Source organism: Elusimicrobiota bacterium, assembly GCA_028718185.1.
Taxonomy (GTDB): Bacteria; Elusimicrobiota; UBA8919; order UBA8919; family UBA8919; genus JAQUMH01.
In genome coordinates this window covers 738,927-755,557 of sequence record JAQUMH010000001.1, presented here as the reverse complement: position 1 = coordinate 755,557, position 16,631 = coordinate 738,927, and the positions used below count along the sequence as shown (strand labels likewise).

At 37.2% G+C, this 16,631-nt stretch carries 19 protein-coding genes; 18 read left to right on the top strand and 1 reads right to left on the bottom strand.

From position 1 onward, the window contains the following. Positions 1–16: 16 nt before the first annotated feature. The 15 genes from PHE88_03705 to PHE88_03635 all read left to right on the top strand — a co-directional run bounded on the left by PHE88_03705 (position 17) and on the right by PHE88_03635 (position 12,741). Entirely contained in the window at positions 17–1,216 is a 1,200-nt protein-coding gene (locus PHE88_03705) for an ice-binding family protein (GenBank protein MDD5686923.1), read from the top strand. 365 nt (positions 1,217–1,581) lie between these two features. Then, a complete protein-coding gene (locus PHE88_03700; GenBank protein ID MDD5686922.1) occupies positions 1,582–2,352 on the top strand; it encodes a BON domain-containing protein in 771 nt (256 codons plus the stop codon). A gap of 235 nt (positions 2,353–2,587) precedes the next feature. Then, a complete protein-coding gene (locus PHE88_03695; protein ID MDD5686921.1) occupies positions 2,588–4,087 on the top strand; it encodes a DUF3943 domain-containing protein in 1,500 nt (499 codons plus the stop codon). Between the two features lie 32 nt (positions 4,088–4,119). Then, on the top strand, positions 4,120–4,905 hold the full coding sequence (locus PHE88_03690) for a phosphatase PAP2 family protein (protein MDD5686920.1): 786 nt from the start codon (positions 4,120–4,122) through the stop codon (positions 4,903–4,905). A 332-nt stretch (positions 4,906–5,237) separates the two neighbouring features. After that, positions 5,238–6,017 carry a phosphatase PAP2 family protein gene (locus PHE88_03685; protein MDD5686919.1) on the top strand — a complete coding sequence of 260 codons (780 nt, stop codon included), beginning with the start codon at positions 5,238–5,240 and terminating at the stop codon, positions 6,015–6,017. A gap of 31 nt (positions 6,018–6,048) precedes the next feature. Then, positions 6,049–6,603 carry a response regulator gene (locus PHE88_03680; GenBank protein ID MDD5686918.1) on the top strand — a complete coding sequence of 185 codons (555 nt, stop codon included), beginning with the start codon at positions 6,049–6,051 and terminating at the stop codon, positions 6,601–6,603. A gap of 203 nt (positions 6,604–6,806) precedes the next feature. Next, positions 6,807–7,469 (top strand): hypothetical protein, encoded by a 663-nt coding sequence (locus tag PHE88_03675; GenBank protein MDD5686917.1) that lies wholly within the window; start codon positions 6,807–6,809, stop codon positions 7,467–7,469. Positions 7,470–7,546: 77 nt separating this feature from the next. Beyond that, on the top strand, positions 7,547–7,894 hold the full coding sequence (locus PHE88_03670; GenBank protein ID MDD5686916.1) for a hypothetical protein: 348 nt from the start codon (positions 7,547–7,549) through the stop codon (positions 7,892–7,894). 64 nt (positions 7,895–7,958) lie between these two features. Next, positions 7,959–9,014 carry an OmpA family protein gene (locus PHE88_03665; protein MDD5686915.1) on the top strand — a complete coding sequence of 352 codons (1,056 nt, stop codon included), beginning with the start codon at positions 7,959–7,961 and terminating at the stop codon, positions 9,012–9,014. Between the two features lie 150 nt (positions 9,015–9,164). After that, positions 9,165–9,620, top strand: a complete 456-nt coding sequence (locus PHE88_03660; GenBank protein MDD5686914.1) for an OmpA family protein — start codon at positions 9,165–9,167, stop codon at positions 9,618–9,620. 9 nt (positions 9,621–9,629) lie between these two features. Further along, on the top strand, positions 9,630–9,779 hold the full coding sequence (locus PHE88_03655; protein ID MDD5686913.1) for a lmo0937 family membrane protein: 150 nt from the start codon (positions 9,630–9,632) through the stop codon (positions 9,777–9,779). 53 nt (positions 9,780–9,832) lie between these two features. Beyond that, positions 9,833–10,063 carry a hypothetical protein gene (locus PHE88_03650; protein ID MDD5686912.1) on the top strand — a complete coding sequence of 77 codons (231 nt, stop codon included), beginning with the start codon at positions 9,833–9,835 and terminating at the stop codon, positions 10,061–10,063. Between the two features lie 240 nt (positions 10,064–10,303). Then, a complete protein-coding gene (locus tag PHE88_03645) occupies positions 10,304–10,762 on the top strand; it encodes a hypothetical protein (GenBank protein ID MDD5686911.1) in 459 nt (152 codons plus the stop codon). A gap of 240 nt (positions 10,763–11,002) precedes the next feature. Beyond that, a complete protein-coding gene (locus PHE88_03640) occupies positions 11,003–11,512 on the top strand; it encodes a DUF4833 domain-containing protein (GenBank protein MDD5686910.1) in 510 nt (169 codons plus the stop codon). Between the two features lie 143 nt (positions 11,513–11,655). Beyond that, positions 11,656–12,741, top strand: coding sequence for an AI-2E family transporter (locus PHE88_03635; protein ID MDD5686909.1), 1,086 nt, complete (start codon positions 11,656–11,658; stop codon positions 12,739–12,741). 162 nt (positions 12,742–12,903) lie between these two features. Here PHE88_03635 and PHE88_03630 read toward each other — a convergent pair whose 3' ends face one another. Further along, complete coding sequence (locus tag PHE88_03630) at positions 12,904–13,833, bottom strand: hypothetical protein (protein ID MDD5686908.1); 930 nt, start codon at positions 13,831–13,833, stop codon at positions 12,904–12,906. 206 nt (positions 13,834–14,039) lie between these two features. On the opposite strand from PHE88_03630, the gene PHE88_03625 reads away from it, so the two are divergent. The 3 genes from PHE88_03625 to PHE88_03615 all read left to right on the top strand — a co-directional run bounded on the left by PHE88_03625 (position 14,040) and on the right by PHE88_03615 (position 16,578). After that, entirely contained in the window at positions 14,040–15,212 is a 1,173-nt protein-coding gene (locus tag PHE88_03625) for a glycosyltransferase (protein MDD5686907.1), read from the top strand. Between the two features lie 92 nt (positions 15,213–15,304). Next, positions 15,305–15,649 carry a hypothetical protein gene (locus tag PHE88_03620; GenBank protein ID MDD5686906.1) on the top strand — a complete coding sequence of 115 codons (345 nt, stop codon included), beginning with the start codon at positions 15,305–15,307 and terminating at the stop codon, positions 15,647–15,649. Between the two features lie 98 nt (positions 15,650–15,747). Next, complete coding sequence (locus PHE88_03615) at positions 15,748–16,578, top strand: START domain-containing protein (protein MDD5686905.1); 831 nt, start codon at positions 15,748–15,750, stop codon at positions 16,576–16,578. Positions 16,579–16,631 lie beyond the last annotated feature (53 nt).

Genomic DNA, 16,631 nt, shown 5'->3' with positions numbered 1-16,631 from the left:
TTTTGGAGGAGGTAAAATGAAATTTAAAAAGATATTTTCAGTTTTTACAATATGTTTTTTTGTTTGTTCCGTTTTGGTTGCCGCAGGTTTAAGATTTGGGATGACCGGCGCGGTAAAACAAAAAGTGAAAGATTTGGATAAAAAAGTGATAGTGAAAAAAGCGGCGGCATCGGCAGACACCACTGCCCCCACCGTGAGTTCCACAATCGCTGCGAATGCGGCCACTGGTGTAGCGGTCAATGCTAACATCACCGCCACCTTCAGTGAGGTGATGGAACATGAAACAATCACAACTGCGACCTTTACATTAATGAAAGGGACCACAGTTGTTTCAGGTGCGGTGACCTACATGGGTACAACCGCTACCTTAGATCCAACCAGCAACCTTGTATCCAGTACCACCTATACAGCGACAATCAGCATTGGTGCCAAGGACCTGGCAAGTAATGCATTGGCAGCAGCCTATACATGGACATTTACGACAGTCGCAGTAGCAGCACCATCCGTTCCAGGCGCCGGCACGGGCAGAGGCGGCTTAGGTGTAGGTCCATCGCCAGTAGATCTTGGAACAGCAGGCAATTATGTGATTCTATCAAAATCAGGAATCTCAACCGTTCCAACCTCCGCAATCACCGGTGATATCGGCGTGAGTCCCATCGACCGGACCGCTATCACGGGATTTTCAGAAACAATGGATGCCTCAAATATATTTTCGACAGCCCTTCAGGTAACCGGAAATATATATGCAGCCGACTATGCGGTTCCAACCCCCGCTAATATGACCACGGCTGTAAGCGACATGGAAACTGCGTATACCAATGCCGCAGGACGAGCTGCTGATTTTACAGAAGTTGGTGCCGGAAATATTGGAGGGATGACCCTTCCCCCTGGTACATATAAATGGGGAACCAGTCTTATAATTCCTACGGATGTTACGCTCTCGGGTGGACCAAACGATGTCTGGATCTTCGAGATAGCGGGAGATATCACCATGGCCTCTGCTAAGAATGTGACACTGGCAGGCGGTGCACTACCCAAGAACATCTTCTGGCAGACCTTCGGTTTTGTGTCCCTTGGTACGACATCACACTTTGAAGGGGTGATATTGTCGAAAACAGAAATCGCAATGAAGACTGGCGCAACAATAAACGGCAGACTGTTGTCACAGACTGCGGTCACTCTTGATCAAAATGCGGTTACAAAACCTGCTCCGTAAAGCATGAGGTAGTGTGAAAACAAGATTAAGAAAGCCATAGATAAAAAAATTTCAATCGCATAAATTAAAATATTTTAATTTATGTCTAATGTTATTTTAATCAGCCTTATTATATATTATGCAAAAACCGGACTCATATAAAGTATGGTTAAACAAAAACTATTGAAGTAATTGACGATACCATGACCGCCACAGTGGGATTTTTCGCTTGGTGTTCCATTATGTTGAGAAGGGGGTGATAATTTATTGTAGGGAAGAAAACAATAAGAAAGAGTAAATCAGGAAAAGAGGTTAGGGATATAAAAATTGTAATATAGCATGAAGACGCTATTAACAAAGAGAAGTAAAAAAACAGGAGGTGTTCTATGAACACAAATTATCTAAAAGTACTTGCCGCGGGTATGGTCACAGTTTTACTCGCTAGCGCGACTGTATGCGCTTCTGAAACAGATGGACGCATCGAATCATCTGCTAAGGATTCATATGTATTTAAAACATATCTCAAAGACGATAGTATCAGCATTCAGTCAAAGGACGGTGTTGTTACATTAAAGGGAACCGTAAAGGAAGAGTCACATAAATCATTAGCCAAGGAGACAGTTTCTGATCTTCCCGGGGTTAAAAAAGTGAACAATCAATTGGTTTTCAAAGGTGAGCGTCTTGCCGAAAATTCAGATGGGTGGATTGGAATTAAAGTTAAGACAGCAATCTTGTTCCATAAGAATCTTAATGTTTTTAAGACCGAAGTTGACGTAAAAGACGGGGTTGTGACTTTAAAAGGCGAAGCATCCAGCCAGGCCCAAAAAGAATTGGCAGCTGAATACGCTAAAGATGTCATAGGTGTCAAAGACGTCAAGAATGATATGACGGTGGCTAATAATCCTGATAATACTAATCAGACGTTAGGTGAAAAGATAGACGACGCGTCAATAACCGCTCAGGTTAAGATGGCGTTGTTACTTCATCGCTCAACCAGTATGATTAAAACCAAGGTAAGTACGAATAACGGAGTGGTTACATTACACGGTAAGGCAAAGAATGGCGCCGAGAAGTCGTTAGTCGGTAAACTTGCTGAAGATATAAAAGGTGTTGCAAGCGTGGTCAATGACATGACCGTTGCAGGTAAGAAATCGTAATAACACGAGACTAAAAGTATTTTTGTTAACCGGTAAGGGGGAGCGGTTACCGCACCCCTTTACTGATAGATTCATATCCCAAGGATTTTCGGGATCATCTATTTAATGTATAGGAATCTCAATGTTTGTAGTTGTCGTAGACCCTTGGCGTGCCTAACTTGTGTGACCTGGAAGTTAAGTTTTCATTATAAGCAAATGATTTTGTTGTTCTATACGCTATTATAAAGGAGTAATCATGGTATCAAAATTAGTCCGTATCTTAAAGATATTAACTTCCGTTGTTTTAATTGTGTCACCATTAATTGGATTAATGATGTCATGTGTTTTTTCTGAGCAGCAAAGTCCAAAGGAAGAAGTAACTTCTGCAGACAGCAAGGATAAGCCCGGGAATATATTATCATACGACAAATATTATGATTTACAGAACGACGATCCGGAATATAACAAAAAGAGTTCTTTCTGGAGACCTACTGCAGGTATTGTTACCCAAAATATTTTTATATGGTCAATCGACAGATATGTCTCAAATGCGGATTATGCCAGAATAGGATTCAATACATGGAGCCACAACTTAAAAAAAGGATGGGTATTTGACGATGATGTTTTTAATATGAATTTCTTATTACATCCTCTCGGCGGCAGCGGTTATTTTAATTGGGGACGTTCAAATGGTTACAATTATTATGAATCAGGATTATATGCAGCCGGAGGTAGTATGATGTGGGAGTACTTTGGCGAAAACACTTTGCCTTCTTATAATGATTTAATTAATACGTCTATTAACGGAATGTTTATCGGTGAGATAACTTACAGATTGAGTTCAATTGTTCTTGATGATAGAGCGACCGGGACGGAAAGGTTTTTTAGGGAGCTGGTTGCCGGAATAATTGATCTTCCGCGAGGTCTCAACAGGCTTATAGACGGCAAGGCAAAAACCGTAACTTCTAAGGAAGTATATCAAAAGGAACCGCTCAATATCACGTTGACTACAGGACTACGCAGTATCGGTGGAAAAAACTTTGTTCCACGCTCTTCACAGGTAATATATAATTTTCAGTTTGATTACGGAGATCCGTTTATAGACAGATCACGCAAGCCGTTTGATTATTTTACTGTTAACACAGAGTTTAGTTCTTATCCCGGAATGCCAAGAAGACAGCTGACTAAACTAACCGGCTATGGAATTTTACTCGACAAAAACGTTGAATATAAAGACACGAAAATGCTATTAGGAATATTCCAACATTTAGACTACTGGGACAACAATGTTTTTGAATTAGGCACCATGGCATTTGGTCCCGGAGTAATATCGAACATTCCAATTAGTGTCAATTCAAATCTTTATTCTAGTTTACATCTTGGTTTAATACCTTTAGCCGCAAACAATACACGGTTTGGACCTCAAGAAACTCAGGTAAGAGATTATAATTATGGCGATGGGTTGGAAGGAAAGTTTGAAAGCGGACTTGAAATCGGCAAAAGGGTTACCGTATCATTTTTGTATTATTATTATTGGATTCATACATATTTTGGATTTATGGGGGATAATTATATCGGCATAATGAAGCCCAATATAACGCTTAAAATTTTTAATAAAATGAGTATTGGATTTGAAGATCAGGTATACTATAACAATAGATATCCCCGTGATTTTAAGAACGTTGACACTACAAAGACGGAGCAAAGAATATTTCTTTCATTTTATTTGGAAGATTTCATGTACAGAAGAAAATAACCAGATTTTAGTGAATTTAGTGGAGTAGAAAAATGCGAAATAAATTATTTTTAATGTTTTTTATTGTTGCTTTTTGCGGAACAAATCTTTTAGCGAAGGAAGGTTACAATTTTTTTACCGACTCGCGCGATGTAATGGTCAGCCTTGTCAACCGGCCAAAAGAATGGGGTGCAAGCGACTGGCGTAAACTTGCGTATATAGGCGCTGGAACAGCGTTGTTTATGTCGTTCGATGAAAAAATTAGAGATGCATTTCAAAAAGATAACGGTAAACACGATAAAAGCATAGTTGTTGTAGGCGGAAGAATATGGGGAGATTATTATCCCACTGCCGTGGCCGTAGGAGCATTAGGGTTATACGGGTGGACATTGACACCTGATAAATCTTTTACAAAGAGAATCACAGTTGAAATAGTACAGGCAACATTATATTCTGAAGCAATTACATTTACACTTAAGACTATTATCGGCAGGGCAAGGCCTTTTGTAAATGGCAGCGCATCCAACTATCGTCCCTTCTCGATTTTTAAATATAATTATAATTCTTTTCCGGGAGGACATTCAACTGCTGCATTTGCGGTTTCATCTGTCCTTGCATCAAATACTCATTCATATTTATTAAAAATCGCAGCGTATACGCCTGCAGTATGCACAGTAATTTCCAGAGTATATGAGAATAAACACTGGGCATCCGATTGTTTTTTCGGCGCCGCAATAGGTTATTCTGTCGGGACTTGGTTGGTGAATTACGATAATGAAAATTGGCCCAGAGTCCAGCTGTCTTCAACCTTGCAGCCGACTATACAAATGAAGTTTTAGTATATCCTTCGCAAAAATGCGAAGGATATACTACCCCCTGCCAGTTTTGTCTACGACAAAACTAAGGGGATGCTATGTATGCAGAGCAAGCTTGCCTAACGGTAGTCAGGCTCTGCCACTACAAATGTTGATGTAGTTGCCGACCTTGCTTGTCCGCCAAAGTATTAGTAGCGGAGTCGGCTCTAACTTGATGTATAGGAATTTCAATGTTTAGCAGAGCTAACGCTCTGCGGCTACAGTATCAACTGTTTTGTAGCTGCAAAGCGAAGCTTTGCCTTAACTAATATTTGTCAGTTTCATAACTATGATATTTGACAAGAGGAGAGTGAAAAGTGAAAACGTTTAAAAGTGTATTGCTTTTGTTGTTTTTTGCTGTCATCTGCGAATCCGGTCTTTTTGCAGAAAATGCTTATAATTTTTCCCAGCTTGGAAGCGAGTCAGTTGACTTCATCAAGCAGCCGGGAAAATGGGGTTGGAGCGATTTGTTAAAACTGGGAGTTGTAGTCGGCGGTACGGCTGCAATTCACCAATATGATCAGTCAATCCGCGATTTTGTTTTGAAACATCCTAAAAATGCAGACAGTCTTCCGGTGAAAATAGGCGAGCAGTGGGGCGGTTATTATGTCCTTCCGTTATCAATTGTTGGGTTTTATATACACGGCTGCCTGGCGGATAATAACACCACCAAAAAAATGGGTTTTGAAATTGCCCAGGGTGCGATTTATGCAGAAACGATTTCAGTTATAATGAAATTTGGTATCGGCAGGGCAAGGCCATATACCAACGAAGGTCCATCCCATTTTAAATCATTTTCGTTTTTTGACAGTAACAATAATTCTTTTCCCGCAGGACATGTGGATGCGGCATTTGTGTTGTCAACCGTCCTTTCGAGAAATATAGATTCTAAATTCTGGAAAGTTTTAGTTTACGTTCCTGCCGGACTCACGGCAGTTTCCAGGGTTTATCGTGACTATCATTGGGCGTCTGATTGCCTTTTTGGAGCTGCAATCGGTTATTATGTCGGAACTTGGGTAGTAGATCTTCATGAAAAGAAAGAATCAAAGATTCACCTTTCTTCAACTTATCCACCGACAATACAGTATGATTTTTAATAAATGATTAATAATCCGGTACGGGTCATAAATGTGGGTATGTAATTTACCAGTCCGAGCCCGACTTGCTGCAGGGCAGGCAGGATGTCCCGGTTTTTTGCAAACCGGCGTCGATAAATATCTGTTATACCCAAGTTCAATTGACCGTTTTCTGAATATACCATATAATGCAAACATAAAGTTGGAAGAATTGTATTTCAACAAGGAGCATGGTGAAATGCCATCAATCAAGAAACAAATTTTTATTGTGGATGATGATGAATCAGTGTGCCGCGCACTTAAATATTTGTTAATGACTTTTGGGTTTGAAGTGAGCACTTTCCTTTCCGCAGAGAAATTTTTAAGCGATGTGCCGGACAGTGTTAATGGCTGTTTGCTTCTGGACATACATATGCCGGGATTGGATGGATGGGAAACTTTAAAGCGGATTATTAAATCCGGGTCCAAACGTCCGGTTGTTATTATTTCAGCAGATAAAAATGGCGGTCTAAAGGAGCAGGCTTTAAAAACCGGGGCAGCAGGGTTTTTTCAAAAACCGGTTAACGGCCAGGAGTTGGTCGATTTAATCAATAAGGTGTATTTGTAAAGGGGGAACGACATGAAAAGGAACTATTTTTTGATTCTTGTAGCCTTGTTTTTAACAATCTCAGTCCTGGGTTGTAATATGATGAAAGGCGCAGGAAAGGATGTGGAGAGTGTGGGGAAAAGTATTCAAAAGACTGCAGATCATAAATGATAGAGGTATGCATAATTTCAAAAAATGTTGTTATATTTTAATAGGAGGTTCAAATGTTCAGGGAAATAAGTTTGTTGTATGGAAAAGGTGAACAGACAGTGAAACAAATTGTGCTAAGTTCGCTTGGTTTTGGGGTACTTGCTACAATTCTCATAACGGGTTGTGCTACGACAAAGATTAGCTCGGTTTGGAAAGACGAGACATATCTGGTTATGCCTCATAAAATCATGATAATAGGGATAGCCAAAAAACCGGCAAATAAAAGAACTTTGGAAGATGAGTTCGTCAAGCAAATTAATTTACAGGGTGCAGAAGCCGTTGTAAGTTATACTATTCTTCCCGAAGACAAAGATAGCAATAAAGAGGTTATAGCATCGAAGATGAAGGAACTGGGTGCTGATGCAGTACTAATTACCAGGATAGCAAGCAGAGAGACAGTATACACCAAGCTTGCAGGCAGTGGATATAATCCGCCAACATATTATAGTTCGTGGAGTGCCTATTATGAATATGGAAGTAGGAGCTTGTATTCTCCCGGTTATGTTGAAGAGACCAAATATGCACTTATGGAAACTAACATATATGATGCCGGCAAAGACAAACTGGTTTGGTCAGCATCATCAGCAACCGAGATTTCCGGTACTGATCAGCAATTTATTAAATCATATGTAAATTTCATGGTGAAAAATATGGTTGAGCAAAAACTGCTGAAGTAAGAACGATAAATATATAAATAAGTGAATATCCTCTGAATAGGAGTTCGGAAAATGTTTAGAAAAGGAGGTAATGAAATATGTACATTATGTTTCCTGTAGTAGTAATGGTATTGCTTGTAACAATTGGTTATTTTGTTATGTGGACAGCGGTTCAGCCAAACATCCCGAAAGGTGTATCCGGTTTTGGTAAAGTTATGGCAATAATATTGTTTATTGTTGCCGGGGTATGTCTTGTGAGTGGTATGGTTTATGGACCAAGGATGCACAGATTTATGATGCGTAATGACTCCTGTATACAAATGGGCGGTGGTATGCATAACAAAATGATGGATAGAATGGAAGGAGAAAAAGGCAGCATGGGAAAAATGCCTAAAGGCGATATGATGGAAAAGAAAGCTGGACCCATTGATAAAGGATGGAAATAAAAAAGAAATATTTAACCAGCTCCTGCTGAGAATTAATTGAAAAATATACATAGGAGGAATTGTAATGAAGAAGAACAGTCTAAAAATTAAGAAGTGTGTTGTATCGGCATCGTTATTTTTAACTTTGTCTATGCCGGTATTTGGAAAGGATTCTGGTATAGGAACCAAGCCGTTTTCAATTGGTCCCAGGGCAACTTATTACAATCCAAAAGATGCAGAAGAGGGGCAATGGTATGGTGGTGCTCAGGCCCGGTTGCATTTGTCGCCCAGTTTGGGATTGGAAGGATCTATTGATTTTCGCCGTAATAGTTTTAACAGTCTTACAAGTATTAAAACTTATCCTGTTCAGGTGAGCTTGTTGGAATATCTTATGCCCGGTGCTGTTTGGAGTCCGTTCTTGCTCGGAGGTGTAGGTTGGTATTATACCAGGACAGAAGGTCCGAACAATTTTAGCAATACCACAAACAGGTTTGGTTTGCATGTCGGTGCCGGTCTTGAGACCATGTTGACTGATAATCTATCCCTGGATGGAAGTTATCGTTACGTTTTGTTGGAAAGCGTGGAGTCTAAAGATATAAATGCGCTGAATAAAACCTATGATGACAACGGTTCCATGGTTACAATAGCGCTCAATTTTCTATTCTCGTTTCCGGAAAAATCCGCTCATGTTCAGCCGGTGGTTCAGCCAACGCCAAAGGCGGAAATAAAACCTGAACCTAAACCTGTGCCTGTCGTTGAACCTAACGTCATCATCCTTGAGAAGCTAATTGTTCTTGATGATACGCATTTCAAATTTGATACGGCAACCCTTACAGAAGAAGGGACGAAGGTAGTGATAGAGAATACCAAAGTCCTGCAAGATAACCCTGAAGCTAAAATCCGCATTGCCGGGTATGCCTCAGCATCAGGCACTGAAGAGTACAACCAAAAATTGAGCGAAAGAAGAGCAAAGGCAGTAGAGGAAATACTCATTAAAGACGGAGGTATTGCACCGGAAAGGCTGACAACAATCGGATATGGCAAAACAAGACCGGCAGAGTATGAACCTATACCCGGTAACATTAACTCAAAAGAAGCGCATGCCAACATGAGAGTTCTTTTTGAAATAATAGTGAAATAAGAAGTACGAGAACAAGGTCTGAAAAGATGTTTTAATTTGATAAAGGCATTTGTTATTTAAAATAGTTATCCGGAACATAACACGGATGTATAGGTTAAATGTATAGACGTTGCAATCAATGATTATACATTTTAAGAAAGTGGAGGAGAAATGAAAAAAAATATTTTGTTGCCAGTGTTAGTTGTTTTTGGATTAGCCTTGTTTTCGGGTTGTGCCACAACGAAAGAACCGAAGGTCGTCATTCTCGAGAAGCTAATCATTCTTGAGGATATGCATTTTCAATATAATACGGATATCCTTACGAAAGCGGGAAAGAAGGCGATATTACGGAATCTCAAAGTTCTGAATGATAACCCTGGTATTAAAATCCGCATTGCGGGATATACCGCTTCCTCAGGCACTGAAGAGGAAAACCAAAAGTTAAGTGAAAGAAGGGCGAATACTGTAAGGGAAATACTTATAGCCGGAAATATTGCGCCGGAAAGGCTAAAAGCGATTGGATATGGTGAGGCGAGACCGGCAATGTATGAACCGGTACCTAAGAACATCGACTCAACAGAAGCAGCAGCCAACAGAAGGGTTCTTTTTGAAATTATAGTGAAATAGGAGGAATAAATGTTAAATACGATTGCTGTAGTACTTATTGTACTTTGGTTGTTAGGTTTTGTCACAGGTTACACGATTCACGGGTTCATTCATGTTTTGCTTGTAATCGCAGTTATTGTGGTATTGATAAGAATCATTCGCGGGCAAAAAATATTATAGCATCTGTCACCTGCCATAGAAACCTTGTTTTTTGATTAAATAAGGGAGGAAAAATGCAAACTGTTTTATTAGTATGTGTCATTCTTATAACAACTGCAATTCTTTTTGGAACCGTGCATTTTGTACTAACGATGATTCAGGTAAGACAAACTGCAAGAGAAACTGAAACTCTCGCAAAAAATATTAACACGGCATCTCCGCTATTAAATCTTGTGCTGTTGGGTGGCAGTTTATTTCCATCAATCACAAACATAATAAAAAATCTTTTTAATAAAAAGAAATAGGATGAAGAATAAAATATATGAAAAAAATAATGGTAAAATTATTGCAGTTACTTTTTAGGCGTAGCGATAGGCAATTGTCTGAGTCTACTATTTGCACCGAAGACACGAAAAATAACAAGAAAAAAAGTAAAAACATTTTTTGGTGACATAGGTGAAAAAACCGGAGAATTAATAGAGGAAAGCAAGATTGCTTCACTTTGTTCGCAATGACAAATGTAAAGAACTATTATGGGAGCTGAAATGAAAAAGGTGTTAAATAGTTATTTCATGATGATTGTTTTAATTTTTGTTTTTATGAATTATGCGGGTTTATCAACATTAGAAAGCAGTATTGGAGATGATAATTCTTCAGGAAAGGTGATTATCATATCTAATAAAAGTGGTTTTACAGATCCGGTAATTTCTCAGGTTGTAAATATACTTCAAAAAGAAGGGTGTTATGTTTTATTGAACGATATAAAAGAACTTAACAATTCGATAGCAAAAAAATATGATGCGATTGTTATAATCAATAAAACAAAAACAAATCAAAAAGATAATCAGGTTAAAATATTTTTAGATGAGCAACAACAGAAGAAAATAGTTCTCTTAAATGCAGTCGGCAATGAATATTGGAAATCCAATAAAATTGATAATACTGATAAGATAGTAAATAAGATAATTGAAAAAGTCCATATTATTTTTGAGACCGGTAAATAGAACAAGGAGGAACTGATTGAAGAAACCGCTTATTATTTCATTAATTATTCTAGTAGCGATGTTTATAATTGCGCATATAATTACCTGAGTAGGTGTTTTTTTTTTATTAAAATTACCAATTACTAAAGGGTTAAATATTTATGATTGTGGTGAAGCAATAGTTAAATCAGTCTGAAGTTGTCATTGCGGGCCGTTTTAGAATGGCTAAACTGTTGTGTGGTGAAAATTAGGAGAAAATATATGAAAATTGTTATTGCCGCATTAGTATTAATCGTGTTAGTTCCTGTCTGGACTGTTGCAGCTAACTTACATAGCAACACTAAGCCTCTTTTTTTTATAGAGCGAAATAAAAACAAAAACATTGTTCAGTATGATGTCCAACTGATTGAAAATAATGACATTAGAGAACTAAGTCCCGTGATAGTATATTGGATTTTGGAAAATGGTAAACAAGAAGAACTAAGTATGATAGAAAAGAAATACGCGTACGGAATTGATTCGCAGAAAAAACTTGGTAAGAACCAATTTGGAATTCTGTTAGTTGCTCTAAAAGACCGGAAGATCATCGTCAAAAAGATAAAAGGCTCTTATAAAGCCGTACTCTCTATTGGAGGCAAATATAGTATTCTCAAAAAAGTCTATATAAATTCCGAAGAACGTTCAATCGGGATGCCCAAAGTCCTCTATATTGATCTCTTCGGTTGGGACATTAAAAAAAATCTTCCAATAACAGAACGAATTAGTATTTAGAAAAGATTAATCTTCGGGTCAGAAAAAAAAGAATTTTGGAAAAAGGGGATATTCGTCTACATTCCTCATATATGTATATAGAAATTTCAATGTTTGTAGTTGTCGTAGACCCTTCGCGTACCTAACTTAAGGTTTTTAAAACCATGCAAGAACAAAATAATCAAAGCAAAGAAAAGATATCTTATTTTAAAAGAGAGCAAGTCCAAAAATTCGCACCATTTTTATTGATGTTTGGATTAGTTCTAATTTCTATATATTTTCTTCGCAGTTTGATTGCACCTATACTTCTTGGATGTATGTTTACGCTTGTGCTATTTCCTGTTTATAAAAAGGTCTGTTCTTTCCGGATTTCACGCGTATTAGCATCATTTCTGGTCACATCAGCTTTTGCAATGTTTATTCTTATTCCTATAACATTTTCTATCATAACCGGAACAAGATCTGCATTAAGACAGATTTCCAAATACCAGCAAAATAACAGCGTAGGTACCGCCTCAATAGTTGAAAAATTGCAAATTAGAATCTCAAAAACAGCTCTTAATGATAAAGTTCAAGATATTCTGCAGATAAGTGATAAAAAATTAAAATCAGCTATTAGAAGCAGTCTTACTTCGATTGAAGTGATTTTAGAGCGGATTTTTGAAACACTTGTCAAACAAATACCGCAAGTCGTACTTTCCGGGCTAATTGTTCTTCTTACCATTTTTTTTGGTTTTATTGGCGGCGGAAAAGCTATAGAATTTATTCGAAAGATTACTCCGCTACCCGATAACAAGCGCGAAGCATTATTTCAAATCATATATAATTCATGCTATTCTGTCGTTTTTGCATCAATCGTGTTAGGAATAATTCAAGCGTTAGTTATGGCATTGGCTTGTGCAATAACCGGGGTAAAAGCAATTTTGTTTATTTGTCTTCTTACATTAATAGCATCATTTGTTCCGGTAATTGGAACAGCTCCGATTACAATTCCTATTATTGTATATTTTTTTGTTGTCGGGCAAATTTGGGAAAGTGTGGTTTTTGCGGTTTCTGCGGTTTTAATCGGTCTGGTAGATAATATTGTGCGTCCTTTCCTTTTAAAAACAAGAATGGATCTTCATCCGTTTTTAACGTTAATTTTCGTGATTGGAGCAGTTTCTGTAATCGGATTTTATGGTCTTTTTTTTGGTCCCATAATTGCTGGTATTTTGTCAGGTTCTGTTAAACTTTTTCTCGATGAAGGCTAAAGTGAAAATGTTTGTAACATAAAATGCTAATAACTTTTGATAATTGGATATCAGGTCATTTTTCTGATTTATTTTTTATAGTGCTGCAACAAATAACTGAAAGACATCAACGCTTGGATAAAGGGGATTACTTCTTAGTGCCTGTTTCGGTCAATAATTCGGTTAGAATTCTATGTTAGGACGGAAAAGTATCTGAAGATTATCTGATATGTCGGTTCTTTTAAGCGGACCGGTATACTTATCTGATTTTTCCCAAAAAAAACCTGTGCTTATGCTGAATACCATCTTACGGTTTTTCAAAGGAAATTTCTTACCGACCACAAAAAGTTGACTGATCAAATTACTGCTTTTTGTATCAAAATATAATGTATATTCAAAAATGCTGTTTTTAAATAATGATGAATTGCTGATATAATCTGTCCTGTCGCGTTGTAGCGAGAAGTAGAAAACATCTTTAATGTATTGGTTATCGTTAAATTTAGAACCAATTCTAAAACTCCAATCCATATCACCTTCAGGTTTTATTTTATATCCTTTTACTTTTATTTCACTTGCTATCCAGTTATCTTCAATGAGTTCATTATCTTTAATATAATAATTACCGCCGCTTACAAATAACCCGCTATAACCCTTGCCCTCAACATCTTTTTTTCCTTCAAATCTGAAACTTACTACATTACCCAGGAATATAGATACAGCATAAGGTTCTTCAAAACCCGCAGAAACACTTTTTATAATATTAAAACTATCTGCTACATCCAGTGAATCATAAAATTGAGGAAATTGTTTTTTTACTAATGTACCTAAAGAAGGCACAGGATAAATACTTAATTCAAACATCAGAAACCGGGGAAGTGGTGAAGGTACCAGCTTTTTATAGACACTGATTTCGTTCTCGTCATCAAAATATTGTATCGGAGTACCCATAAGTGGAAGATAATAATCAATACATGAGGAATACGGGTCAAGTTCGATTTCAATTTCACGATTGTTTATCTGTTTTTGATAAACCGATTTAGAATTGAGAATGGTGTTATTTAGCAAGAGAAAAGTCGTAAAAAGTATAAAAATGAAATATTTCAGTAAGGTCATTACTTCTACTATATAAAACAAATAAAGGGAAAGCAAGTAGATATCGTGACATTATACCCGAGTATAATTGAATCTTTTTTGATTAGGTATATAATTTAAACATAAATGGAAAGTAAATGCCTATATGCTTTTGGCAAAAAATGTTCAGGAAAAATTATTTTTTATAAAAAAGTGGACGGACAATTGTTCGGCGATAAAATAATATTATGGAAACGATAATTTTAATAATTCTTTGTTTTTCTTTATTTGTGCTTTCCGGTATTACGCTATTAACCGTTCTTCATTATGTTTTCGGGAAAAAAAGAATCGTTACTCTTTCGGGTAATCCAAGAGTCAGCATTCTGAAGCCGATTTCTACTGTTGTAGATGACCTGGAAAAAAATATGGAATCTTTTTTTAACCTTAAATATTCAAACTATGAAATACTTTTTGGTGTTGAAAATATAAACAGTGAGTATGTGAAAATTTTGAACAATCTTAAGAAAAAATATCCAAATATTAGAACAGAGATAATTGAGACAGGTTCCATATCGACCCAGAACCCGAAGATATCTTCACTGTCTAAGCTCGAAAAATACTGTACAGGAAGTTTATACTGGATTGTAGATGCAAACATCAGGGTGAAAAACAATGTCTTAGAGTCTATGGTTAATGAATATCTGGTAAATGGTTCAAAGATGATTTTCTCGCCGATACGCGGAATAGGGGGAAGAACGATAGGAAGTATGATAGAGAATTCCAATACAAATATTTTTATTTCCGGTGTAATGATTATGGCATGGAGCCTATTCAGGAGACAGGTGATAACCGGTAAATCGGTCCTTATAGAAAAAGAAAGCCTGGAAAGTTTTGGGGGATTTTCATATTTCAAGGAGTATGTCGCAGAAGATTTCATTATGGGGGAAACTTTTGATAACAGTCATTTTAAAATATCCACAAACTATGCCTGGGTGGACGGCATTAGTGAACGCTCAACGATAAAAAAGATTTTCAATAGACTGGCAAGGTGGGCGAAATTAAGATTTCATCTAAAGAGGTACATATATTTTCTTGAAATATTCCTCAATCCGATAATTATTTCTTCTGTCGGAGCATTGATTTATGGCGGCGTGTGGGTTGATATACTTATTATAACTGTTATAACAAAGGTTTTTTTGGAGTATATAGTTTTTGTTTGTTTAAACGACGAAGATCGGAAATATCCGATTTTAAATTTGTTGTTTCTTGTAAGTGTCGTTATAAAAGATATTATTTCGTTTGTAGTGTATTTTATTCCGTTTTTCAGCCACACAATAATATGGTCCAATAAAAAAATAAGCATAGGTAAAAATACGATTATATTACATTTACGCAAATGGTTCATACGGTATCATAAGTGATTAAAGACGGTACAATGAAGTCCATTGCGATAAGCCGCAGGATTTATGTATTTGGCAACCGGGGCTGATCGAATTAACGGAGATTACAGGAAATGATAGAGTATGCAATTTCAAAGACCAAGGAATTCATGCAGGCGGCTCGTGATAACTATGGTGTCAATCCGGTCATCTTCCTGGTCATCTACCTGGTTTGTGTGCCATTTTTCTACTATTCATTATTTCGCATATTCCGGTCATTTGCCAAAAGGCTTATGAAAGAAGTCATGTTCTGGAGCACAATATTTCTATGTGCGACCGTGGCGCCTTTTCTTTATGTGCTTTTCTTCGGCCGGAACATCCCCTGGTGGGTATACGGCATCGTCGTCCTTATAATAGGACAGGCTGTTTTATCCCTGGTCTTGAAGCTGCAGAGGGTGTCCACAGCCGGTGCGAAGTGAGGAAACCGGAAAATCGTAACATCTTTTACGAAGAGTCATAAAATATAGAAATCAGAAAAGCTGACAGCAAAAAGTCAACATATTTAATTGCTGTACTTATGGGATTGGGGCATATCCGCGCAGCATTCCCGTTAAGATTTCTATCCGGCGGCGAAATAATTGTTTATGGTTCCAGATTTAATACTTTTGGAAAAGAAAATTTAATAAATACACTGCTGTTTTTAAAGAATGTTAAAAAAGGAGGAATAATTATGGCAAATTCCGCAGTAAGATTATTCTGTCGTACTACTTGTAGTATGGTTTCTCGTAGTGGCAAAACGTTTATTTTTTTAATGGCATTGCTTGTTATCGCATGTCTTTTCTCGGGTCATCTCTTGGCAGATGACTGGCAACTTAAAATGAAAAAAGATGGAATTACCGTCTACACCAGGAATGTTAAAGGTTCAGGTTTTAAAGAGTTTAAAGCTACCGCTGAAATTAAGGCAAGTTTAGAAAGTGCTTTAAAACTCATCACGGATGTTAAATCCTATGCTAAATGGTCGCCAAACATAAAGGAGATACGTGTTCTAAAGAAGATTAATTCTAATGAAAGCATAATGTACGAATATCAACATGTTTCTTTTCTTGTAGCTGACAGGGATTGTGTTTATAAAGTAATCAGAACAGAAGACAAGAAAACTAAGTGTGTCACACTGACGGTAACAGCATTTCCTGAATATATACCCGTGCGTAAGGGAGTTGTGCGGGTTAAAACGGTTGAAGCAAGTTGGACATTAACTCCCCATCAGGATACCGGAACAGTTACGATGATATATCAGATGCATAATGAGCCGGGTGGTAAAATTCCAAAGTGGCTTGCCAACGCTTTTGTAGTGAAGCAACCGTATAAAAATTTTGTTAATATGCGCAAATTACTGCAAAATTCATAATATCCTAATCTATTTGTTATTTGATTTATTTAACTATAGAGTGCGATAAGACA